Source organism: Caulobacter endophyticus, assembly GCF_003116815.1.
Classification (GTDB): domain Bacteria; phylum Pseudomonadota; class Alphaproteobacteria; order Caulobacterales; family Caulobacteraceae; genus Caulobacter; species Caulobacter endophyticus.
Map to the genome: position 1 here is coordinate 48,534 of NZ_QDKQ01000076.1, position 21,732 is coordinate 70,265.

The 21,732-nt window shown below is 68.6% G+C and carries 18 protein-coding genes; 10 read left to right on the forward strand and 8 right to left on the reverse strand.

The window, feature by feature from the left end; translation table 11 throughout:
- Nucleotide 1: 1 nt before the first annotated feature.
- From coaE to DDF67_RS23385, 4 genes are read right to left on the reverse strand one after another with little or no spacing between them, the layout of a single operon-like run.
- Entirely contained in the window at nt 2–601 is a 600-nt protein-coding gene (coaE, locus tag DDF67_RS23370) for a dephospho-CoA kinase (RefSeq protein WP_109455156.1), read from the reverse strand.
- Nucleotides 598–1,461: a shikimate dehydrogenase gene (gene aroE / locus DDF67_RS23375; RefSeq protein ID WP_109455157.1), complete on the reverse strand. Its 864-nt coding sequence runs from the start codon at nt 1,459–1,461 to the stop codon at nt 598–600. Before aroE ends, coaE begins: the two co-directional genes overlap by 4 nt.
- Entirely contained in the window at nt 1,458–2,063 is a 606-nt protein-coding gene (locus DDF67_RS23380) for a Maf family protein (protein ID WP_109455158.1), read from the reverse strand. Before DDF67_RS23380 ends, aroE begins: the two co-directional genes overlap by 4 nt.
- Nucleotides 2,060–2,962, reverse strand: a complete 903-nt coding sequence (locus DDF67_RS23385; protein WP_109455159.1) for a pyruvate, water dikinase regulatory protein — start codon at nt 2,960–2,962, stop codon at nt 2,060–2,062. Before DDF67_RS23385 ends, DDF67_RS23380 begins: the two co-directional genes overlap by 4 nt.
- A gap of 446 nt (nt 2,963–3,408) precedes the next feature.
- Between DDF67_RS23385 and hemE the strand changes: the two genes are divergently transcribed.
- The 4 genes from hemE (at nt 3,409) to rho (ending at nt 7,704) form a co-directional block, all read left to right on the forward strand.
- On the forward strand, nt 3,409–4,437 hold the full coding sequence (gene hemE / locus DDF67_RS23390) for a uroporphyrinogen decarboxylase (RefSeq protein WP_109455160.1): 1,029 nt from the start codon (nt 3,409–3,411) through the stop codon (nt 4,435–4,437).
- Nucleotides 4,434–5,486, forward strand: coding sequence for a ferrochelatase (gene hemH, locus DDF67_RS23395; RefSeq protein ID WP_109455161.1), 1,053 nt, complete (start codon nt 4,434–4,436; stop codon nt 5,484–5,486). The genes hemE and hemH overlap by 4 nt, the downstream gene beginning before the upstream one ends.
- Nucleotides 5,435–5,947, forward strand: coding sequence for a CopD family protein (locus DDF67_RS23400; protein ID WP_269845474.1), 513 nt, complete (start codon nt 5,435–5,437; stop codon nt 5,945–5,947). The genes hemH and DDF67_RS23400 overlap by 52 nt, the downstream gene beginning before the upstream one ends.
- 308 nt (nt 5,948–6,255) lie before the next feature.
- Nucleotides 6,256–7,704 (forward strand): transcription termination factor Rho, encoded by a 1,449-nt coding sequence (gene rho, locus DDF67_RS23405; RefSeq protein ID WP_109455162.1) that lies wholly within the window; start codon nt 6,256–6,258, stop codon nt 7,702–7,704.
- Between the two features lie 177 nt (nt 7,705–7,881).
- Here rho and DDF67_RS23410 read toward each other — a convergent pair whose 3' ends face one another.
- Together DDF67_RS23410 and DDF67_RS23415 are read right to left on the reverse strand one after the other, a co-directional pair.
- Complete coding sequence (locus tag DDF67_RS23410; protein WP_109455163.1) at nt 7,882–8,847, reverse strand: quinone oxidoreductase family protein; 966 nt, start codon at nt 8,845–8,847, stop codon at nt 7,882–7,884.
- A complete protein-coding gene (locus tag DDF67_RS23415; RefSeq protein WP_109455164.1) occupies nt 8,847–9,539 on the reverse strand; it encodes a dienelactone hydrolase family protein in 693 nt (230 codons plus the stop codon). The genes DDF67_RS23410 and DDF67_RS23415 overlap by 1 nt, the downstream gene beginning before the upstream one ends.
- A gap of 115 nt (nt 9,540–9,654) precedes the next feature.
- On the opposite strand from DDF67_RS23415, the gene DDF67_RS23420 reads away from it, so the two are divergent.
- The 6 genes from DDF67_RS23420 to DDF67_RS23445 all read left to right on the forward strand — a co-directional run bounded on the left by DDF67_RS23420 (nt 9,655) and on the right by DDF67_RS23445 (nt 15,740).
- The gene (locus tag DDF67_RS23420) at nt 9,655–9,900 is read left to right on the forward strand and encodes a DUF6489 family protein (RefSeq protein WP_101720421.1); all 246 of its coding nucleotides are present in this window, start codon (nt 9,655–9,657) and stop codon (nt 9,898–9,900) included.
- Nucleotides 9,901–9,904: 4 nt separating this feature from the next.
- Nucleotides 9,905–11,242: a tRNA uridine-5-carboxymethylaminomethyl(34) synthesis GTPase MnmE gene (mnmE, locus tag DDF67_RS23425; protein WP_109455165.1), complete on the forward strand. Its 1,338-nt coding sequence runs from the start codon at nt 9,905–9,907 to the stop codon at nt 11,240–11,242.
- Nucleotides 11,243–11,413: 171 nt separating this feature from the next.
- A complete protein-coding gene (mnmG, locus tag DDF67_RS23430) occupies nt 11,414–13,282 on the forward strand; it encodes a tRNA uridine-5-carboxymethylaminomethyl(34) synthesis enzyme MnmG (RefSeq protein WP_199229321.1) in 1,869 nt (622 codons plus the stop codon).
- Nucleotides 13,282–13,947, forward strand: a complete 666-nt coding sequence (gene rsmG / locus DDF67_RS23435) for a 16S rRNA (guanine(527)-N(7))-methyltransferase RsmG (RefSeq protein ID WP_109455167.1) — start codon at nt 13,282–13,284, stop codon at nt 13,945–13,947. Before mnmG ends, rsmG begins: the two co-directional genes overlap by 1 nt.
- Entirely contained in the window at nt 13,931–14,737 is an 807-nt protein-coding gene (locus tag DDF67_RS23440) for a ParA family protein (RefSeq protein ID WP_109455168.1), read from the forward strand. The genes rsmG and DDF67_RS23440 overlap by 17 nt, the downstream gene beginning before the upstream one ends.
- A gap of 100 nt (nt 14,738–14,837) precedes the next feature.
- On the forward strand, nt 14,838–15,740 hold the full coding sequence (locus tag DDF67_RS23445; protein WP_109455169.1) for a ParB/RepB/Spo0J family partition protein: 903 nt from the start codon (nt 14,838–14,840) through the stop codon (nt 15,738–15,740).
- Between the two features lie 235 nt (nt 15,741–15,975).
- On the opposite strand, the gene DDF67_RS23450 is transcribed toward DDF67_RS23445, so the two are convergent.
- Entirely contained in the window at nt 15,976–18,798 is a 2,823-nt protein-coding gene (locus tag DDF67_RS23450; protein ID WP_109455170.1) for a [protein-PII] uridylyltransferase, read from the reverse strand.
- Between the two features lie 78 nt (nt 18,799–18,876).
- Complete coding sequence (mutS, locus tag DDF67_RS23455) at nt 18,877–21,579, reverse strand: DNA mismatch repair protein MutS (protein WP_109455171.1); 2,703 nt, start codon at nt 21,577–21,579, stop codon at nt 18,877–18,879.
- Between the last annotated feature and the right edge of the window lie 153 nt (nt 21,580–21,732).

Here is a 21,732-nt window from a genome sequence, read left to right on the forward strand (position 1 = left end):
ATCAAGCTTGGGCGGAGGTTCTCAACAGGGTCAGGATGTCGCGCACCTGGTCGCGGGCGGCGTCCAGCCCCCGGCCCGTATCCACCACGAAGTCGGCGCGGGCGCGCTTTTCGGCGTCGGGCAGCTGGCGGGCCAGGATCGCTTCGAACTTTTCGGCCGTCATGCCGGGGCGGGCCAGCACTCGCTCGCGCTGGACGTCTGCGGGTGCGCTGACCACCACCACCTTGTGGACGTTCTTCTGGCCGCCGGTCTCGAAGAGCAACGGCACGTCGAGCACGACGATATCGTGGCCATCCCTTTCGGCCTTCTCGAAGAAGCCGATCCGATGGGCGCCGACCAACGGGTGAACGATGGCCTCGAGCTTTTCCAGCGCCTCCGGATCACCAACCACCTGGGCGCTGAGCCGCGCGCGGTCGATCGCGCCATCCACCACGACCCCGGGGAAGGCCGCCTCGACCGGCGCCACGGCCGCTCCGCCCACCGCATAGAGCGCGTGCACGGCGGCGTCGGAATCGTAGACGGGCGCGCCTTCGGCTTCGAACATCTTGGCCGTGGTCGACTTGCCCATGCCGATGGAGCCGGTGAGGCCGAGAATGATCACTTGGAGCCTTCCCCCAGATGCGCCAGGGCGACGGCGCGAACGTCGACGTCCGTCGGCGGCGCCTGGCCGAAGAAGGCCTCGAACGACGGCGCGGCCTGCAGCAGCAGCATTTCCAGGCCGTCCACCGTGGGCCGGCCGGCGGCCTCGGCGCGGGCCAGGAACTCGGTGCGCAGCGGCTTGTAGACCATGTCCATGACCACGCAGCCTTCCGGCGTCAGCGTCAGGTCGGCCGGCGGGCCGTCGCCGCCGCCCAGGCCGAGCGAGGTTGCGTTGATCACCAGGCCGGCATCGGCCAGCAGGGCGGGAAGCTCGTCCTCGCCGGCGGCGGTCACCTTCTCCCCAAGGGCGCTGGCGATGGCCTGGGCCTTGGCGACCGTGCGGTTGACGATGCGCACCATCGGCGCGCCGGCCAGCAGCAGGGCCGCCGCCGCGCCCCGCGCCGCGCCGCCAGCGCCGAGGATCACCACCGGCGCGGCCGAAACGTCGAAGGCCGGCGCCTGGGCGGCGATCGCGCCCAGAAGGCCCGGACCATCGGTGTTGTCGGCGAAGATCGTGCCGTCTTCGCGGAAACGCAGAAGATTGGCCGCCCCGGCCAGCCGCGCCAGGTCGCTGGCCTCGTCGGCGCAGGCCAGCGCTCTCTCCTTGAAGGGGATGGTGACGTTGAGGCCCCGGATCACGCCGCCCCGAAAGCCGTTCACGAAGGCCTCGAACCGCTCTTCGGCCGGGCCCATCGGCACATAGGCGCCGTCGATCCCGGCGGCGGCCAGCCAGGCGTTATGCAGCAGCGGGCTCATCGAATGGACGATCGGCTGTCCACAGACGCCGGCCACCAGGGCCTGGCCGGTAATCTTGAAACTCATGCCTGGAGGGCTCCGTGCAGGCGCAGGAAGTCGAGCAGGCCGGTCATCGGCAGCCCGAGGATGGTGAAGTAGTCGCCGTCTATACGGTCGAACATCTGCAGGCCTTCACCCTCCAGCATGTAGCAGCCGACAGACGACAGGATCTGTTCGCCGTTGCGCTCCAGATAGCCGTCGAGCCAGGCCTCGCTGAACGGCCGCACCGACAGCTTGGCGGTCTCGACGATCCGCCAGATCGGCTGGCCGTCGCGAGCCACCACGACGCCCGAATGCAGCTTGTGGATTTCTCCACGCAACTCCAGCAGGCGAGCCCGTGCGGCTTCCAGGGTGTCGACCTTGTCGAACAGCCGGCCCTTCAGCTCCAGGGTCTGGTCTGAGCCGATCACGAGGCCGGGGCGCCTGTGGGAAACCTTGACCGCCTTCATCTCGGCCAGGGCGTCGGCCACGTCGCGCGGCGTGACCTCTTCGGCCAGCAGGCCGGCCTTGGCGGCTTCTTCGTCCACACCCGAGGCCACGGCCTCGAACGGCACGCCGGCGTTCCTGAGGATGGTCTGGCGGGTCCAGCTGGTGGACGCCAGGACGATGGGGAGGGCGGAGGCGCTCATCCGAGCACCTCGACCTGGCCCCGGCCGCCCGACAGCAGGTTGATGATCGCCGCGGCGGTCTCTTCCACAGAGCGGCGGGTGACGTCGATGATCGGCCAGCCGTTCTTCTCGAACAGGCGGCGGGCGGCGATGATCTCGGCCCGCACGCTGTCGGTGTCGATATAATCGCTCTCTCTATTCTCCTTGAGAGACAGCAGTCGGTTGCGGCGGATCTGGATCAGCCGCTCGGGCGTGGTCATCAGGCCCACGATCAGGGTGTTCTTCAGCTCGAACAGCTGCTCGGGCGGCGCACGGCCCGGCACCAGCGGCACATTGGCGGCGCGCACCCCGCGGTGGGCCAGATAGATGCAGGTGGGCGTCTTGGACGTGCGCGACACGCCCACCAGGATCACATCGGCCTGGGTCAGGTCCTGGCCGCCCTGGCCGTCATCGTGGGCGATGGCGTAGTCGAGGGCTTCGATGCGGTCGAAATAGTCGTTGTTGAGCGCGTGCTGCGCGCCCACGCGCGTGGAGATCTTGGCCCCCAGGTAGCGCGACATGGCGCTGACCACGGGGTCGAGGGCCGCGATGCACGGCATGTCGAGCTTGCGGCAGCCTTCTTCCAGCGCCGAGCGGAGGTTGGGGTCGATGATGGTGTGCATGACCACCCCCGGCGCCCCGGCGATCTCCTCCAGCGCCCGATCCAGCTGCCGGATGGAACGCACCAGCGCATAGATGTGTTCGATAGGCAGGATATCGGTGAACCGTGCACAGACCGCCCGCGCCATGGCGTTCAAGGTCTCGCCCGTGGAGTCCGAAACCAGGTGGATATGGAAGTAGGTCGCGAACCGCGCGGTGTGGCGATCGGCCTCAGGCGACGCACTGTCCTGTGGATCATCCGTTAAGGGTTGCTTTACCACTCTGGGAGCCTTCTGGGGACAAGCGGGCGCCAAATGCGCCCCAGCGCGACGCTGCGCCGCGCCCCTGTGATAAACGGCCTCATTGACGCCGGACAATCCCCAGCTTGAACCTGCCTACCGGGACCTGTGCCCGAGCGTTGTCCCGCGCTTGTGGAAAGTCCTAATGGATGGTTAATTTACCATTCACCATCGTCTGGGTTTCGTAAGGAATCCGATGGGTTGGAAGCTTGTCCACGAAGTTCACAGGGTATGACCCCCATGTGCACCAAGCTGGGGCATACCGAGTAGGGCCTGTTGGAGTTGTCCACCGGGGCGGACTTATCCCCGTGTTGCACTTGCCCTCCCCCTTCTTCCTCTCTCTCTAAGATTCTTATTTTTAAGAAGAATAAGGGGTACGGGATCGCACGGACTTGAGTGGAACGGCTTGCCGGGATTTAACCGCCGGTATGACGAGCTCTCCGATCCCGAAGTTTCTCTCCGTGCTGGCCGGTGAAACCGCCGAGCGTCCCCCGGTCTGGTTCATGCGCCAGGCGGGCCGGTATCTCCCCGAGTATCGCGCCGTGCGCGCGACGGCCCCGGACTTCATAAGCTTCTGCCTGAATCCAGAGAAAGCCGCCGAGGTCACCCTGCAGCCGCTGCGCCGCTTTCCGTACGACGCGGCCATCGTCTTCGCCGATATTTTGCTGATCCCCGGCGCGCTGGGCCAGAAGGTGTGGTTCGAGGCCGGCGAAGGCCCCAAGCTCGGCGAACTGCCCGACCTCGAGGCCATGGCCGACAGGACGCAGCAGGCCGGCGAGGCCCTGAAAGCCGTCGGTGAGACGCTCTCGCGCGTTCGCGCAGATATCGATCCTTCGAAGGCGCTGATCGGTTTCGCCGGCGCGCCGTGGACGGTGGCGACCTACATGATCGAAGGCGGATCCAGCGATCGCTCGGGCGCGCGGACCTTCGCCTATCAGAACGCCGACAAGCTGGACCGGCTGATCCAGATCCTCGTCGACGCCACGGTCGATTATCTGGCCATGCAGGCCGCTTCCGGCGCCCAGGCGCTGAAGCTGTTCGAGAGCTGGGCCGAGGGCCTCTCCGAGCCGCTGTTCGAGCGCCTGGTGACCAAGCCCCACATCGCCATCGTCGAGGGCCTGCGGGCGCGGGGCGTGACCGTGCCGCTCATCGGCTTCCCCCGCGGGGCCGGAACGCTCGTCGAGGCCTACGCGCAGGCCGTGCCTGTGGACGGCGTGGCGCTCGACACCTCGGCCTCGGCGAAGCTGGGCCAGGCGATCCAGAAGACCAAGACCATCCAGGGCGCCCTTGATCCGCTGCTGCTGCGGGCCGGCGGCGCGGCATTGGACGAACGGGTGGAGCAGATGCTTCAGCAGTGGGGGCAGGGCCCCTATATCTTCAACCTGGGTCACGGCATCCTGCCCGACACGCCGATCGCTCACGTCGAGCAGGTGCTGAAGCGGGTGACCGGCCTGTGAACCAAGCCAACAGCGGGCGAAAGATCGCCGTCGTCCTGTTCAATCTCGGCGGACCCGACGGCCAGGCGGCCGTGCGGCCGTTCCTGTTCAACCTGTTTCGAGATCCGGCGATCATCCAAGCGCCGTTCTTCGTTCGCTATCCGGTCGCGGCGCTGATCTCGACCACCCGGGCCAAGTCGGCGCGCGCCAACTACGCCCTGATGGGCGGCGGCTCGCCGCTGCTGCCGGAAACCGACAGGCAGGCGCGAGCGCTCGAGGCGGTTCTGGCCCAGCGCCTGCCGGGCGACACGGTCAAGGCCTTCGTGGCCATGCGCTACTGGGATCCGCTGACCGGCGAGACGGCGAGGGCGGTGAAGGCCTGGAAGCCCGACGAGGTCGTGCTGCTGCCGCTCTATCCGCAGTATTCGACGACCACGACCGCTTCGTCTCTGAAGGCGTGGAGACGCGCCTATCGCAAGGGTCCGGGCCGCACGACGACGCTGTGCTGCTATCCGACCGCCGATGGTTTCGTGCAGGCGCACGCGGATCTGATCCGCGCCGAGTACGTCAAGGCCGGCTCGCCGAGACCCGCGCGGATCCTGTTTTCGGCCCATGGTCTGCCGGAAAAGGTGATCACCGCCGGCGACCCCTATCAGCGCCAGGTCGAGGCCACGGCCGCCGCGGTCGTCGAAAGGCTCGGCGATATCCTGGGCGAGGGCGTCGACTGGAAGATCAGCTACCAGAGCCGGGTCGGCCCGCTGAAGTGGATCGGCCCGTCCACCGACGACGAGGTCAAGGCGGCCGCGCAGGCGGGCCTGGCCCTGGTGGTCACGCCGATCGCCTTCGTGTCCGAACACATCGAGACGCTGGTCGAGCTGGACGTCGAGTATCGCGAACTGGCCTACGAGCACGGCGGGTCGATCTATGCCCGCGTGCCGGCCCTTGGCGTCGCCCCCGCGTTCATCGATTGTTTGGGGACTCTCGTGACTGAGGCCCTCTCTTCGGAAGCGCCGCAGGTCTGCGGCAGCGACCGATCCTGTCCCAAAACCGCCTCTGGAGCCCGCGCGTGACCGACTTCCTGGTCGAGCATTTCAACCTGATCCGCGGCCTGCACATCCTGGCCGTGATCGCCTGGATGGCGGGGATGCTCTACCTGCCGCGGCTCTACGTCTATCACACGGGCGCCACGCTGGGCTCGGAGATGGACGCGACCTTCAAGGTCATGGAGCGGCGGCTGCTGCGCGGGATCATCAATCCGGCGATGATCGCCGCCCTGATCTTCGGCCTGGGCCTGATCATGGCCGACGGAGTCATCCGCGGTTGGGATTTCCTGCTCAAGCCCTGGATGCTGGCCAAGCTGGCCGGCGTGTTCTTCCTGTTCGGCTGGCACGGCTTCCTGTCGAAGGCCCGCAAACAGTTCGAGGCCGGCCAGAACACCCGCTCGGAAAAATTCTGGCGCGCCACCAACGAGCTGCCCTTCGTGGCGGCCATCGTCATCGTGCTGTCGGTGACGACCAAGTACCTGAACTAACGGGGAGGGGACGAAACGTCCCGCGTTCTCCCCGCCTTATCCCCCGCTGCACGATAGAGCCCCACAGGACCCCATCGGTAGCGCTTGACCCCGGGGCCGCCTTGTGGTTCCCGTCTTGGTCAGACGTTGCGGTCATACCGTGGCGTTCCCGCCTTTCACGGATCGCGCCCGTCCTGGAGCGCCCCATGATCCGTTCCCCTGATCGATCCGCGCCGTCGTCATGGCGCGACCCCATCGCCGCCTTCGCCTGAAGCCGGCTGAATTTCTATCCAAGCCCGGATCGTATCCGGGCGACCGCGAGTCTATGCATGACTGAAGAAACCGATCCGCAAGCCCCGCTCGACCTGGACGCCCCCGTGGACACCGTTGGGGAAGCCACGGAAGAGGCCGCCATCGAGATCGTGACGGAAACCGCTGAGGTCGCCATCGAGGGCGACGCCGGCGACGAAGACGACAACTCCGAGATCACGGCGGCCATCGCCGCCATGGGCCTGACGCGCATGTCGCTGCAGGAACTGAAGGAAAAGTCCCCGGCCGACCTGCTGGCGTTCGCCGAGACCTTCGAGGTCGAGAACGCCAACTCCATGCGCAAGCAGGACATGATGTTCGCCATCCTGAAGACCCTCGCCGAGGAAGGCGTGGAGATCTTCGGTTCGGGCACCATGGAAGTGCTGCAGGACGGCTTCGGCTTCCTGCGCTCGCCGGAAGCCAACTACCTGCCGGGTCCGGACGACATCTACGTGTCGCCCTCGCAGATCCGCAAGTTTGGCCTGCGCACCGGCGACAGCGTCGAGGGCGCGATCCGCTCGCCGCGCGAGGGCGAGCGTTATTTCGCCCTGACCAGTGTCTCGAAGATCAACTTCGAAAGCCCCGACAACGTGCGCCACAAGGTGCACTTCGACAACCTGACGCCGCTCTATCCTGAAGAGCGCCTGAACATGGAACTGCCCGACCCGACCATCAAGGACCGCTCGGGCCGCGTCATCGACATCGTAGCCCCGCTCGGCAAAGGCCAGCGCTGCCTGATCGTCGCCCCGCCGCGCGTGGGTAAGACGGTGATGCTGCAGAACATCGCCAAGTCGATCGAGACCAACCACCCCGAGTGCTATCTGATCGTCCTGCTGATCGACGAGCGCCCGGAAGAAGTCACCGACATGCAGCGCACGGTGAAGGGCGAGGTCATCGCCTCGACCTTCGACGAGCCGGCCACTCGCCACGTGCAGGTCGCCGAAATGGTCATCGAAAAGGCCAAGCGCCTGGTCGAGCACAAGCGCGACGTCGTCATCCTGCTGGACTCGGTCACGCGTCTGGGCCGCGCCTACAACACCACCGTCCCGTCGTCGGGCAAGGTGCTGACCGGCGGTGTCGACGCCAACGCCCTGCAGCGCCCCAAGCGCTTCTTCGGCGCCGCGCGTAACGTGGAAGAAGGCGGCTCGCTGTCGATCATCGCCACGGCCCTGATCGACACCGGAAGCCGCATGGACGAAGTCATCTTCGAAGAGTTCAAGGGCACCGGTAACTCGGAAATCGTCCTCGACCGCAAGGTGGCCGACAAGCGCATCTTCCCGGCCATCGACGTGCTCAAGTCGGGCACCCGCAAGGAAGAGCTCATCACCCCGCGCGACCAGCTGCAGAAGACCTACGTGCTGCGCCGCATCCTCAACCCGATGGGCGCGTCGGACGCCATCGAGTTCCTGCTCGACAAGCTGCGCCAGTCGAAGACGAACGGCGATTTCTTCCAGAGCATGAATACTTAAGCTTGGTGTTTCACGTGAAACACGAGAAAGGCCCCGGAGCGATCCGGGGCCTTTTTTGTTGGTCGGCGGTGATCAGATCCTCCCCCTTGGGGGAGGTGGCCCGGAGGGCCGGAGGGGGACTTCCACCGTCGGCGTCGCCCCCTCAGTCGCTCCGCGACAGCTCCCCCAGGGGAGCATTTAGGGCACCAGCACCGTCGCCCCGGTCGTCTTCCGCCCCTCCAGCGCCTCATGCGCCGCCCGAGCCTCCGCCAGCGGGAAGCGCTGGCCGATCTCGATCTTCACCGCGCCCGAGGCCAGGACCTCGAACAGGGCCGCAGCGCTCTCGTCGAGCTCGTCCGTCGTGACGATGTAGTCGAACAGGCGAGGGCGGGTGATGAAGGCCGACTTGGCGCCCAGCTCCAGCGGCGCGAAGGGCGGGACGGGGCCTGAGGCGTTGCCATAGGTGACCAGCACGCCGCGACGCCCCAGGCTCTTGAGGCTGCCCTGGAAGGTGTCCTTGCCGACGCCGTCAAAGACGACCGGCACGCCGGCCCCGCCGGTGATCTCGTCCACCCGGGCAGCGACGTCCTCGCGATCATAGAGGATCACGTGATCGGCGCCGAGGTCGCGAACGATCTGCGCCTTGGCTTCCGAACCGACCGTGGCGATGACGCTGGCGCCCAGGGCCTTGATCCATTGGACCAGGATCTGGCCGACCCCGCCGGCGGCCGCGTGGACCAGCACCGTCTGGCCGGCTTGTACCGGGAAGCAGCGGCGGACCAGGAACTCGGCCGTCATGCCCTTGAGCAGCGCGGCGGCGGCGACCTCCAGCTCGACTCGCTCTGGCGCCTTCACCGCCCGATCGGCCGGAACCACCGAGGCCTGCGCATAGGCGCCCATCGTGCCGTTGTAGGCGACGCGGTCGCCGACGGCGAAGCGGGTGACCCCCTCGCCGACGGCCTCCACGTGACCGGCGGCTTCCAGGCCCAGCACCTGCGGGTACTTCACCGGATAGAGGCCTGAACGGTGATAGGTGTCGATGAAGTTCAGGCCGACGGCCGCATGGCGGATGAGAATCTGGCCGGGGCCGGGGGAGGGAAGGTCGCGCTCTACGACCTCCAGCACTTCCGGCCCGCCCGCGGCCTTGGCTTCGACGGCCAGCATCAAGCGAGGGCCTTCTTGAAGAAGGCCAGGCTGCGGCCGTTGGCGAGGGACGCATCGGCGGCGTCATAGTGCTCGCCGCCTTCGCGGGCGAAGGCGTGGTCCCGGCCGGCATAGGTATGAAGGGTGATCTGCGGATGATCCTTCAGCGCCGCGAAGATCACCTGCTGGGCTTCCTTGGGCACGAACTGGTCTTCCTCGGCCACGTGCAGCAGCAGGGGCTTCTCCAGCTTCTCGGCCTCGCCGACGTGCTTCTCCAGGCCGACGCCGTAATAGGAGACCGCCGCGTCGGCGTCGGTGCGGGTGGCCGTCAGGAAGGCCAGCAGGCCGCCCAGGCAGTAGCCGACCGCGCCGACCTTGCCCGACGAAAGCGGACGGATGGCGTCGATCGTGGCGTCGATATCGGCCACGCCGGCGTCCACGTCGAAGGCATTGAACAGTTCGAAGGCCTTCTTCCACTCGGCTTCCGACTTGTCGGTGATGTCGATGCCGGGCTCGATCCGCCAGAAGAGGTCGGGGCAGACGGCCAGGAAGCCTTCGCCGGCGAGCTTGTCGCAGATGTCGCGCATCACCTGGTTGACGCCGAAGATCTCCTGGATGACGACGACGGCCGGCGGATTGTCTCCCGTGGCGGGACGCGCCACATAGGCCGAGAAGTCGCCATCGGGCGTGTTGATCGTGAGGGTCTCGCTCATGGGGCTCTCCACATACAATAAGCCGTCGATGGGACTTTCGACCGAAGCGCTCTAACCTGCCCCGAGCAGTGCGCGGCGTCACAATCTCGTGGCCTGCCGCCAGGGAACTTTTTCGATGAAGATGACGATCGAGATCGACTGCACCCCGGTCGAGGCGCGGGCCTTCCTGGGCCTGCCCGACGTAAGCGGATTGAACGACCATCTCGTGAAAGAGATGCAGGCGCGCATGGACGCCAACATGGCGATGCTCGCGCCCGAGGAACTGATGAAGAACTGGATGGCGTTCGGGGCCGGCGCCCAGGACAGCTTCCGCAAGCTGATGACGGCTGCGGCCGGAGCGGCGGTCGGCAAGCGCGACTGATCTGATGGCCGATACGATCTATGCGCCGGCCACGGCGGCCGGTCGCGCCGCCGTGGCGGTGATCCGCGTCTCGGGTCCGGCCAGCGGCGAGGCGGTGCGGGCCCTCACGGGAAACCTGCCCAAGACGCGCCAGGCCGTGCTTCGCACCCTGCGCCATGACGGCGTCGCGCTTGACGACGCGCTGGTGCTCTGGTTCCGGGGGCCGGCCAGCTACACCGGCGAGGACGCGGCCGAGTTTCACGTGCACGGGGGCAGGGCGGTCGTGGAGGCCCTGCTCGGCGCCCTGTCGGCCCTCGGCCTGCGCCTGGCCGAACCGGGCGAGTTCACTCGCCGGGCCTTCCAGCACGGCAAGCTCGACCTGGCTCAGGCCGAGGCCGTGGGCGACCTGATCGACGCCGAGACCGAAGGCCAGCGCAAGCAGGCGCTGGGACAACTGGGCGGCGCCTTGGGCCGTCGCTACGACGCTTGGCGCGATCTGCTGGTCCAGTCGCTGGCCATGCTGGAGGCCGCCGTCGACTTCCCCGACGAGGAACTGCCTGAGGACGTGGCTGCGCGGGCCCGCCCTGGCCTGGAGACGCTGAAGACCGAGATCGACGCCGCGCTGGCCGACGTTGCCCGTGGTCGCCGGGTGCGCGATGGCTTCCGCATCGCCCTGGTCGGCGCGCCCAATGCCGGCAAGAGCACCTTGCTCAATGCGCTGGCCGAGCGTGACGCCGCCATCGTCACCGCCACGCCGGGCACCACGCGTGACGTGATCGAGGTCCCGCTGGTGCTTGGCGGCTACAAGGCGCTGCTGGCCGATACGGCTGGAATCCGCGAAACGGTGGACGATATCGAGGCTGAGGGCGTGCGCCGGGCGCGGGTCTGGGCGCAGGAGGCGGACCTGCGTCTCTGGGTCGTCGATGCTGGCGAGTTTCACGTGAAACATTCCGAACATCACGAAATCGTCCGCCCCGGCGACTGGTTGGTGATCAACAAGATCGACCTGGTAGAGCCGGCTGCCGTTGCGGCCATACGCGCGCAGACGGCGTTGCTTGGATTGCACGTGGTGGCGCTGTCGGCGCGGGAACAGGGGGCCGGGCCTATTCGCGCCGCTCTGACCGATCACGTGGTCGACGCCCTTTCTGGCGCAGAGTTTCCGGCAGCCACCCGCATCCGCCACGCCGAACGTCTTGGGGAGGCGAGGGCATTCCTTCAGCGCGCCTTAGCCGAAACAAGCGACGTGGAACTGGCTGCAGAGGATGTTCGCCTGGCTTCCCGTGCCCTTTCGCGGATTACAGGCCGCATCGATCCGGAGGACGTGCTTGATCGTGTCTTTTCAAGCTTCTGCATAGGGAAGTGAATGTTTCACGTGGAACAGGGTCTTGAACCGTCCACAGCCTGACCACAGATACGCGCACCGCGTTTCACGTGAAACGCACCGAACTCGACTCGCCCACAGGGCGGCTTGAAGCTATAAGTCAGGAACGCCCCCGCAGCGCCGGGGGCGTTCCGCATTGAGGCGCGTTTCTCCTTGTCCAGCTCTTCGCCCCAGTCCTGGGACGTCATTGTCATCGGCGGCGGTCATGCCGGTTGTGAAGCCGCGGCGGCCTCCGCACGCACCGGTGCGCGCACCCTGCTGCTGACCCATAAACGTGAAACCGTCGGCGAGATGTCGTGCAACCCGGCCATCGGCGGCCTGGGCAAGGGCCACCTGGTGCGCGAGATCGACGCCCTGGACGGCCTCATGGGTCGCATGGCCGACAAGGCCGGCATCCAGTTCCGGATGCTGAACCGCTCCAAGGGCCCGGCCGTCCGCGGCCCGCGTTCGCAGATCGACCGCAAGCTCTATCGGCAGGCCATGCAGGCCGAGCTGTTCGCCTATCCCAATCTCGATGTGATTGCCGCCGCCGCCGAAGACCTGGTCGTCGAGGATGGCCACGTGGCCGGCGCGCTGGACGGGGAGGGGAGGGTTTATCGCGCCCCCAAGGTCGTGCTGACCACCGGCACCTTCCTCAAGGGCGTCATCCACCAGGGCGAGACCCGGATCCCGGCCGGCCGCGTCGGCGATCAGCCGTCCATCGGCCTGTCGGATCGTCTCTACGGCCTGGGCTTCGATATGGGCCGCCTGAAGACCGGCACGCCCGCCCGTCTGGACGGCAAGACCATCGCCTGGGATCGCCTCGACATGCAGGCGGCCGACGAAGAGCCCGTGCCCTTCTCGTTCCTCAACGACAGGATCGACGTGCCGCAGATCCGTTGCGGCATCACCTTCACGACCGAGGAAACCCACAGGATCATCGCCGATCGCCTGGGCGAATCCGCCGTCTATGGCGGCCGCGCCACGGGGATCGGCCCGCGCTACTGTCCGTCGATCGAGGACAAGGTCGTCCGCTTCGCCGACAAGACCAGCCATCAGGTGTTCCTGGAGCCTGAAGGCCTGGACGACGACACGGTCTATCCGAACGGCGTCTCGACCTCGGTCTCGGCCGAAACCCAGCTCCTGTTCCTGCGCACCATCCCCGGCCTCGAGGCCGTGGAAGTGATCCGCTACGGCTATGCGATCGAGTACGACTACGTCGATCCGCGCGAGCTCTACGCCACGCTGGAGGCCAAGCGCCTGCCAGGCCTCTATCTGGCCGGCCAGATCAACGGCACCACGGGCTATGAAGAGGCCGGCGCCCAGGGCCTGGTCGCCGGCATGAACGCGGCGCTCTCCGCCTTGGGTAAGGAGCCGGCCGTCTTCGCGCGCGACGAGGCCTATATCGGCGTGATGATCGACGATCTCGTCACCCGTGGCGTGACCGAGCCCTATCGCATGTTCACCAGCCGGGCCGAGTTCCGCCTCACCCTGCGCGCCGACAACGCCGACCAGCGCCTGACCGAACGCGGCGTGCAGCTGGGCGTCGTGGGCGAGGTTCGCGCCGGCGCCTGGGCCGCCAAGAAGGCCGAGCTGGACGCCGTCCGCGCCCGCGCCCGCACCCTGAACATGACCCCGGCCGAGGCCGTCAAGGCCGGCTTCAAGGTCAATGCCGACGGCCAGCGTCGCGACGTCCTGGCCATGCTGGCCTATCCTGACGTTGGCCTGGACGACCTCGTCCGCGTGTGGCCCGAGATCGCCGATTGGAGCCCGATGGCCCGCGAGCAGATCGAGATCGAGGCGGCCTATGCCGGCTATCTCGATCGCCAGCGCGCCGACGCGGAATCCCTTCGCAAGGACGAGGACCTGCGCCTGCCGGCCGACCTCGACTATCGCGACATCGGCAGCCTGTCCAACGAGGTGCGCGAGAAGCTGATCCGGGTGAAGCCCCTGACGCTGGGCCAGGCGGCCCGCATCGAAGGCGTCACCCCCGGCGCCCTGACGGCCCTGCTGGCCCACGTGCGACGGGGCCGGGCCGCCTGATGGCTCAAGCCGCTCCTGAACTCGTCATCGAAACGCTCGACCCGGTCGACGCCGCAGCCTTCCAGAGGCTGACGGGGGCGACCGACGCGCAGGTCGCCGACCTGGCGCGCTACAAGGACCTGCTGGCCGAGTGGAACGAGGTGATGAACCTCGTCGGCCCGGCCTCGATGGCGGCCTACTGGAACCGCCATGCCTGGGACAGCGCCCAGCTGCTCACCTTCGCGCCGCAGGCCAAGGTCTGGGCCGATCTGGGAGCCGGTGCGGGCCTGCCGGGCGTGGTGCTGGCCATCCTGCTTAAGGGCGTGCCGGGGGCCAAGGTCCACCTCGTCGAGAGCATGGCCAAGCGCTGCCGCTTTCTCGACGCCGTCTGCCGCGAGCTCGATCTGCCGGTCGAGATCCACAACGCCCGCGCCGAGAGCCTGGACCTGAAGGTCCAGGTGGTCACCGCCCGGGCCTGTGCGCCGATGCCGCGCCTGCTGGAATACTCGCAACGCTATTTCAAGCGCGGCGCGGTCGCCTGGTTCCTGAAGGGCCAGGAGGTCGCCGCCGAGATCGCCGAAGCCGAGAAGACCTGGAAGTTCGAGTCGGACGTGCGGAGCTCCAAGAGCGATCCGCGCGGCCATGTCGTGCAAATCAAGGGGCTGAGCCGTGTCCGCAAAGTCTGAGCTGAGAGTCCTGGCCGTCGCCAACCAGAAGGGCGGGGTGGGCAAGACCACCACGGCCATCAACCTGGGCACCGCCCTGGCCGCCTGTGGCGAGCGCGTGCTGCTGATCGACGCCGATCCGCAGGGCAACTGCTCCACGGGCCTGGGCATCGGTCGCCTGCAGCGCAAGAAGACGCTGTACGACGTGCTGATGGGCGAGGCCCCGGTGGTCGAGGCCGCCGTCCAGACCTCGCTGCCGGGCCTGGACGTGATCCCGGCCGACGCCGACCTGTCGGGGGTCGAGCTGGAACTCGGCCAGGTTGCCCGCCGTTCCTACCGCCTGCGCGACGCCCTGGAGCCGCTGCGCGCCAACGGCCCCTATACCTATGTGCTGATCGACTGCCCGCCGTCGCTGAACGTGCTGACGGTCAACGCCATGACCGCCGCCGACGCCGTGTTCGTGCCGCTGCAGTGCGAGTTCTTCGCCCTGGAAGGTCTGACCCAGTTGATCCGCACCATCGAGCGGGTGCGCGGCAGCCTGAATCCGCGGCTGGAAATCCAGGGCGTGGTGCTGACCATGTACGATCGCCGTAACAGCCTTTCGGAGCAGGTAGCCCGGGACGTGCGCGAGCACTTCGGCGACAAGGTGTACGACGCGGTCATACCGCGGAACGTCCGGGTCTCGGAGGCGCCGTCCTTCGGCAAGCCGGTGCTGCTTTATGATCTCAAGTGCGCCGGCAGCCAGGCCTACCTGCGGCTGGCCCGTGAGGTGATCAGCCGCGAGCGGGATCGACAGGCTCAGGCGGCCTGATCCACAGGCCTACCCATTTGAGCCTCGACCTGAGGATACGGGTCGAAGTGACTATTGAAGTTGAAGTTTCGAGGAGACGGTCGTGGTCGGTGAAGCGGGGATGTCGGAGGGCCGTCGGGGTCTGGGTCGCGGCCTGTCGGCGCTGCTGGGCGAGGTCGAGGCCGCGCCGGCTCAGGCGCCGGGCGACAATACCGGCGGCTCGCGCGAGGCGCCGATCGAGCTTCTGAAGCGTAATCCCGATCAGCCTCGCCGGACCTTCCGCGAGGAAGACCTGGTAGAACTTTCCAACTCGATCGCCGAGAAGGGCATCCTGCAGCCGATCCTGGTTCGGCCGGCGCCGGGGGCTCCGGGCGAGTACCAGATCGTCGCCGGCGAGCGTCGCTGGCGCGCCGCCCAGCGCGCCGGCCTCAAGACCGTACCGATCATCGTTCGCGAGCTCGACGACCTGGCCGTGCTTGAGATCGGCATCATCGAGAACGTCCAGCGTTCGGACCTCAACATCCTTGAAGAGGCGCTGAGCTACCGCGTGCTGATGGACAAGTTCGGCCGCACCCAGGACGCCATCGCCCAGACCATCGGCAAGAGCCGCAGCCACGTGGCCAACACCCTGCGCTTGCTTGCCCTGCCCGAAGCGGTGCAGCAGCACCTGGTCACCGGCGCCCTGACGGCAGGCCACGCCCGCGCCATCGCCACGGCCGCTGATCCGGGCGCTCTGGCCCAGCAGATCATCGACGGCGGTTTATCGGTGCGCGAGACCGAGACCCTGGCCCGCGTCGCCCAGACCGGCGATGCGACCCCCCGCGCCAAGAACGGCGGCTCGGCGCCCCCGCGTGCGCCGCGCGCCAAGGACACCGACACCCAGGCCCTGGAGGCCGACCTGTCGTCGGTGCTCGGCCTCGACGTCGAGATCGACCATCGCGGCGGCGCCGGCTCGCTGGTTGTCCGCTACGCGACGCTCGAGCAGCTGGACGACCTCTGCAACCGCCTGACCCGGGGCGTTTGAGGAGTCTTCTGTCGCGCGCGGAACAGGGCGCGGCCGTACTCCGGTTCGCGCCGTTCGCGACAGGCGAGGGCAGGGAGGGCGAGAATTTCGCCCAAGTCATTGCACTGCAAGGCGAAATCGCCGTCGTCGGCGTCAGATCGAAAGCGCCGACGACGGTAATTTTCCACAAGGCGATCGAGAGACGGTCGCTGAAGTATTTGACCCGAAAATCGAATCGCTATCCGCCGCTGCCGCCTCAGCGGGCGACGCTGGCGCGCGCGCGTTTCAGGCCCGGACGGGTGCTCGGGGCGCCCGCCTCGTTCTGCTCCAGCGCCGCCAGCAGGTCGGCCTTCAGCGCCGAGACCTTGCGCCCTTCGGCCAGCTTCCCACCCTCGGCCGTCTGCACGTAGAAGGCGTCGACCGCCCGCTCGCCATAGCCGTCGATGTGGGCCGACTGGATGGACAGGCCGTTGTCGGCCAGGGTGCGGGCCAGGGCCTGCAGCAGGCCGGGGCGGTCGCGGCCCGAGGCCTCGACCACCGTGGCCTCGTGCGAGGCCTCGTTGTCGACGACCACGGTGGGGGCGATGGCGAAGGCGGCCGTGCGGGCCAGCTCCGCGCCCCGCCGGGCCTCGACATTGACGCCCTCGCCGCGGCCGGCGGCCTCCAGGGCGTCGGCCAGGCGGCGCAGGGCGCGGGGGTTCTCGCAGCCGAGCGCGGCGCCGGTGACGTCCTGCACGTAGAAGACGTCGAGCGCCTGGCCCTGGCGGGAGGTGAAGACCCGTGCGCCGACGACATTGCCGCCCAGCGATGAGATGGCCAGGGCCAGGTCGGCGAACAGGCCGCGACGGTCCTTGGCGGCGACGACGATCTCGGCGGCGTTGGCGCCGGGATTGACCCGCCCCTCGGCGGCCGCGCCGCCCTGGATCGCGGCCCGGCGGGCCAGCGCCGCGTGATCGAGCAGGTCCTGCGGACCGAAGGCGCCGAAATAGGCGTCCTCCATCGCCGCGGCCCAGCCCTTGGCGGCGGGGTCGGCGGCGATCAGGGCCTCGCGTGCGGTGGCTGCCGCGGCCTCCTGGTGGCGCTGAACGTTGGCGGTGGCGTCGCTGCCCCGTCCGCCCCGGAAAACGGCCTCGGTGGCGTTGTAGAGCTCGCGCAGCAGCTGGCCCTTCCAGCCGTTCCACACCCCCGGCCCAACGGCCCGGATATCGGCCACGGTGATGACCAGCAGCAGGCGCAGGCGCTCGGGGTTCTCGACGATGCGGGCGAAGGCGGCCACGGTGCCGGGGTCCGACACGTCGCGCTTCTGGGCGAAGTCGCTCATCACCAGATGGTTCTCGACCAGCCAGGCGACCAGTTCGACCTTGGAGCGCTCGACGCCAAGGCGCTCGCAGGCGCTGCGCGCCGAGCGAGCCCCGGCCTTCTCCTGGCCGCCTACGCCGCCCTTGCCGGTGTCGTGCAGCAGCATGGCCAGGAACAGGGCCTCGCGGTCCTCGATCAGCGGCATGATCGACACGGCCAGCGGATGGTCTTCCGAAAGGCGTCCGGCGGCCATGTCGCCGATCAGGCCGACGGCCCGCAGGGTGTGCTCGTCCACCGTGTACGAGTGGTACATGTTGAACTGCATCTGGGCGACGACGCGGCCGAACTCCGGGATGAAGCGGCCCAGAACGCCGGCGTCGTTCATCAGGGTCAGGGTGCGATAGCTGCGCTTGCCGCGCGCCAGCAGGTCGAGAAAGGCCTGGGTGGCCTGCGGGTCACGGCGCACCTTCGAGGTGATCAGGCCCAGGCGTCGGGTCACGGCCGTGAAGGCGTCGGGATGCAGATCAAGGTCGCGCTCGTCGGCGATCTTGAACAGCCGGATCAGGTTGACCGGGTCGTGTTCGAAGATCTCGGGCGCGTCGATGTTCAGGCGGCCGCCATCCTCGTAGAAGCCGGGGGCGTCCAGGGCCTTGCGCTTGGGCTTGGCGCCCGGAAGGAAGCGCGAGATGCCCTTGGGCTCATTCTTGAAGTGCTCGGCCTCCAGCTTGGCCGAGAAAGCCCGCGTCAGGGCGCCCACTTCCTTGGCGATCAGGAAGTAGCGGCGCATGAAGCGCTCGACCGCCGGCGCGTCGCCCCGGTCGCCATAGCCCATGCGGCGGGCGATCTCGGGCTGCAGGTCGAAGGTCAGCCGCTCTTCGGGACGACCGGTGGTGAAGTGCAGGTGGGCCCGCACGGCGTGCAGGAAGTCGAAGGCGCGGATGAAGGCCTTGGTCTCGCGGCCGGAGAACACCTCCATCTTGAAGACGTCCTCCGGGGCGTCGACCGGGTGCAGGTACTCGGCGATCCACACCAGGGTGTGCAGGTCGCGCAGGCCGCCCTTGCCCTCCTTGACGTTGGGCTCGACCATGTAGCGGCTGGCGCCGGCGCGGGCCTGGCGGTCGTCGCGCTCCTTGAGCTTGGCGGCCACGAACTGCTGGCCGGTGCCCTTCATCACCTCGTCGCGGAACCGCTTCTTGAGGTCGGCGGCCAGGCGCTCGTCGCCGGTCAGCCGCCGGGCCTCCAGGATCGAGGTGCGGATCGTGAAGTCTTCCTTCGACAGGCGCACGCACTCCTCAATGGTGCGCGAGGCGTGGCCGACCTTGAACCCTAAGTCCCACAGCGCATAGAGCATGTACTCGATCACGCTCTCGACGTGCGGCGTCTGCTTGTAGGGCCGCAGGAACAGCAGATCGATGTCGCTGAACGGGGCCAGGGTGGCGCGGCCGTAGCCGCCCACGGCCATCAAGGCCAGGCGCTCGCCCTCGGTGGGGTTGCGGGCCCGGAAGACGTGGACGGTCGTGAAGTCGTAGAGGGCGGTGATGACTTCGTCGGTGACGCCGCTGAGCAGGCGGGCGGTCTCGACGCCGCCGGCCCCGTTCTCCAGCCGCTCCTTGGCGATCATCCGGCCGCGAAACAGCGCCTGCTTGAGTATGTCGATCGCCCGGGCGCGCTGGGCGGCCTCGTCGCCGATGGCGTCCAGGGCGGCGGCCGACAGGCGGGCCCGCAAGGCGTGGCCGTCGACGACGTGTTCCAGGGGCGTAGGGCGAAGGCGGCGGGGCATGGCGGTTATATGGGTGTCCGAGACGGGCGGCCAAAGCGACCGCCGGAACCGGCCGCCGCCATGCTCCTATGATTGATCCTAGGTCTTGAGCAGACCCTTAAGCCGATAAAGTGCTTCCAGGGCCTCGCGGGGGCTCATGCCGTCCACGTCCAGCTCCTTCAGCGCGCCATCCACGGCGCTGGGCGCCGAAACGACAGGCGCCGCCGCAACGGGAGCCGAGGCTGCGAACAGCGGCAGGTCGTCGAGCTTGGCGGGTGATTCGGTCTTGCTCTCCAGGCGGTCCAGCACCTCCTTGGCCCGGGCCACGACCTGGGGCGGCACGCCGGCCAGCTTGGCCACCTGCACGCCGTAGGAGCGGTCGGCCGGGCCGTCGGCGGCCTCGTGCAGGAAGACGAGGTCGCCATTCCATTCCTTGGCCCGAAGGCTGAGGTTGGAGACGTGCGCCATCCGCTCCTCCAGCGTCGCCAGCTCGTGATAGTGCGTGGCGAAGAGGGCGCGGCAGCGGTTGGTGTCGTGCAGCGACTCCGCGCAGGCCCAGGCGATGGCCAGGCCGTCATAGGTGGCGGTGCCGCGGCCGATCTCGTCGAGGATGACCAGGCTGCGAGGCGTGGCCTGGGTCAGGATGGCGGCCGTCTCGACCATCTCCATCATGAAGGTCGACCGGCCGCGCGCCAGGTCGTCGCCGGCGCCGACGCGGCTGAACAGGCGGTCGACCACGCCCAGCCGGAAGTTCTTGGCTGGCACGTAGCAGCCGGCCTGGGCGAGGATGGCCAGAAGGGCGTTCTGGCGCAGGAAGGTCGACTTACCGGCCATGTTCGGGCCGGTGACGATCGACAGGCGCGCGGCCACCTCGCCGGCGGCGTCGAGGCGGCAGTCGTTGGGGGTGTAGGGATCGCCGGCGCGGCGCACGGCGGCCTCGACCACCGGGTGGCGGGCGGCCCTGGCCTCGAAGGCCAGAGACTTGTCGACGATCGGGCGCACGGCGCCGGCGTCCTCGGCCCACTCGGCCAGGCTGGAGGCCACGTCCAGGCGGGCCAGGGCCTCGGCGGCGGCCTGGATCGGCTCGGCCAGGGCGCAGGCCTCGGCGCGCCAGTCCTCATAGGCGGCCACTTCCATGGCCAGGGCCCGCTCGGCCGCCTGGGCGATGCGTGCGTCCAGGTCGGCCAGCTCCACGGTGGTGAAGCGAACCTGGTTCGCGAGCGTCTGGCGGTGGATAAAGGTGGCGTTCAGCGGCGGCTGGAACAGCGGGTCGGCCTTGCCGGCGGTGGCCTCGACGAAATAGCCAAGCACGCCGTTGTGGCGGATCTTCAGCGAGATGCCGGCTTCCTGGATCAGGCGCTGTTCCAGGGCGGCCACGACCCGGCGGCTGTCGTCGCGCAGGGCGCGGGCCTGGTCGAGTTCGGGGCGGATGCCGGGAGCCACGAAGCCGCCGTCCCGGGCCAGGGCCGGCAGGTCGGGACCAAGGCCCGCCTCCAGGGTGTTCAGGAGCTGCGAGACGCCCTGGTGCAGCGACGGCGTCAGGGCCGCCAGCGCGCCTTCCAGCTCGACCGGCGGCGGCGACAGCGGGTCGCCCGAGCCGCCGACCATGCCGGCCAGCTTCTCGCCGGTCTTCAGGCCGTCGCGCAGGCACGCCAGGTCGCGCGGACCGCCTCGGCCCAGCGCCAGGCGGGCCAGCGCCCGGGCCATGTCGCCCGAGCCCTTCAGCTGCTCGCGCAGGCGCTCACGAAGGCCGCGGTGCTCGACGAACCACTCGACCGCGTCCAGGCGCTGGTCGATGGCGGCCGGGTCCAGCAGCGGGCGGGCCAGCCGCGAGGCCAGCATCCGTGCGCCGCCCGGGGTGACGGTGCGGTCGATGGCCGCCAGCAGCGAGCCGTTGCGGTCGCCGTTCTGGGTGCGGTCGATCTCCAGGCTCGAGCGGGTGGCCGGGTCGATCGACATGACGTCGGCCTCGGCCGCCCGGCGCGGCGCGCGCAGGGCCGGCAGCTTGCCGGCCTGGGTCATTTCCAGGTGGGCGGCGATCAGGCCCAGCGCGCCGATTTCCGCCGCCGCCAGGCCGCCGAAGCCGTCCAGGGTGTCGACGCCGTAGAGGCGCTTGACTCGGGTCTCCGAGGCCTGCGGCTCGGAGAGGGCCGAGGGCATCGGCTGGATCAGGCCGCCGCAGATCTTCAGGGTCTGGGCCAGATGGTCGTCGGCCAGCAGGCGGTCGGCGACGAGGGTCTCGGACGGCGATAGGGCCGCCAGCAGGGGCCCCACGCCCTCCTTGCCGGTCGAGAAGCACTCGACCTCGCCGGTGGACAGCTCCACGGCCGCCACGGCCGCCTGGCCCGCGCGAATGGCCACCGCCGCCAGCCGGTTGGCGCCCCGGGCGTCCAGCAGGCCGTCCTCGGTGAGCGTACCCGGCGTGACGACGCGCACGATGTCGCGGCGGACCACCGACTTGGAGCCGCGCTTCTTGGCCTCGGCCGGGTCTTCCATCTGCTCGCAGACGGCGACCTTGAAGCCCATGCGGATCAGCTTCGACAGATAGGCCTCGGCCGCGTGGTGCGGCACGCCGGCCATCGGGATCGGCTGGCCGTTATGGTTGCCCCGGAAGGTCTGCGAGATGCCCAGCGCCGCGGCCGCGCGGATCGCGTCGTCGAAGAACAGCTCGTAGAAATCGCCCATCCGGAAGAACAGCAGCGCATCGGGCTGCCGGGTCTTCATCTCGAAGAACTGCTGCATCACCGGCGTGGCGCCGGTGGCGTCGAAGGCCTGGACGGGCGGAGAAACGGGGGCGTTCATCCGACCGGAAACTACAGAGCGTCGGGGTTTTCGTTAAGGGGTGCGACCGGGGTTTTTCGGCGCTCGACGCGCTTTCGGCAGGGCCTTGTCGGCTTCCTTCAGCGCTGCGAGTTCGCGATCGGCGTCCGCACGTCGGGCGGCCCTGCGCTGATC

Coding starts and splice junctions, on each gene's coding strand:
- DDF67_RS23380 (WP_109455158.1), bottom strand. CDS start 2,063: ATGAGCGCCTCCGCCCTCCCCATCGTCCTGGCGTCCACCAGCTGGACC.
- mnmE (WP_109455165.1), top strand. CDS start 9,905: ATGGCCGATACGATCTATGCGCCGGCCACGGCGGCCGGTCGCGCCGCC.
- DDF67_RS23420 (WP_101720421.1), top strand. CDS start 9,655: ATGAAGATGACGATCGAGATCGACTGCACCCCGGTCGAGGCGCGGGCC.
- aroE (WP_109455157.1), bottom strand. CDS start 1,461: ATGAGTTTCAAGATTACCGGCCAGGCCCTGGTGGCCGGCGTCTGTGGA.
- DDF67_RS23445 (WP_109455169.1), top strand. CDS start 14,838: ATGTCGGAGGGCCGTCGGGGTCTGGGTCGCGGCCTGTCGGCGCTGCTG.
- DDF67_RS23410 (WP_109455163.1), bottom strand. CDS start 8,847: ATGCTGGCCGTCGAAGCCAAGGCCGCGGGCGGGCCGGAAGTGCTGGAG.
- rsmG (WP_109455167.1), top strand. CDS start 13,282: ATGGCTCAAGCCGCTCCTGAACTCGTCATCGAAACGCTCGACCCGGTC.
- DDF67_RS23415 (WP_109455164.1), bottom strand. CDS start 9,539: ATGAGCGAGACCCTCACGATCAACACGCCCGATGGCGACTTCTCGGCC.
- rho (WP_109455162.1), top strand. CDS start 6,256: ATGACTGAAGAAACCGATCCGCAAGCCCCGCTCGACCTGGACGCCCCC.
- mutS (WP_109455171.1), bottom strand. CDS start 21,579: ATGAACGCCCCCGTTTCTCCGCCCGTCCAGGCCTTCGACGCCACCGGC.
- DDF67_RS23450 (WP_109455170.1), bottom strand. CDS start 18,798: ATGCCCCGCCGCCTTCGCCCTACGCCCCTGGAACACGTCGTCGACGGC.
- hemE (WP_109455160.1), top strand. CDS start 3,409: ATGACGAGCTCTCCGATCCCGAAGTTTCTCTCCGTGCTGGCCGGTGAA.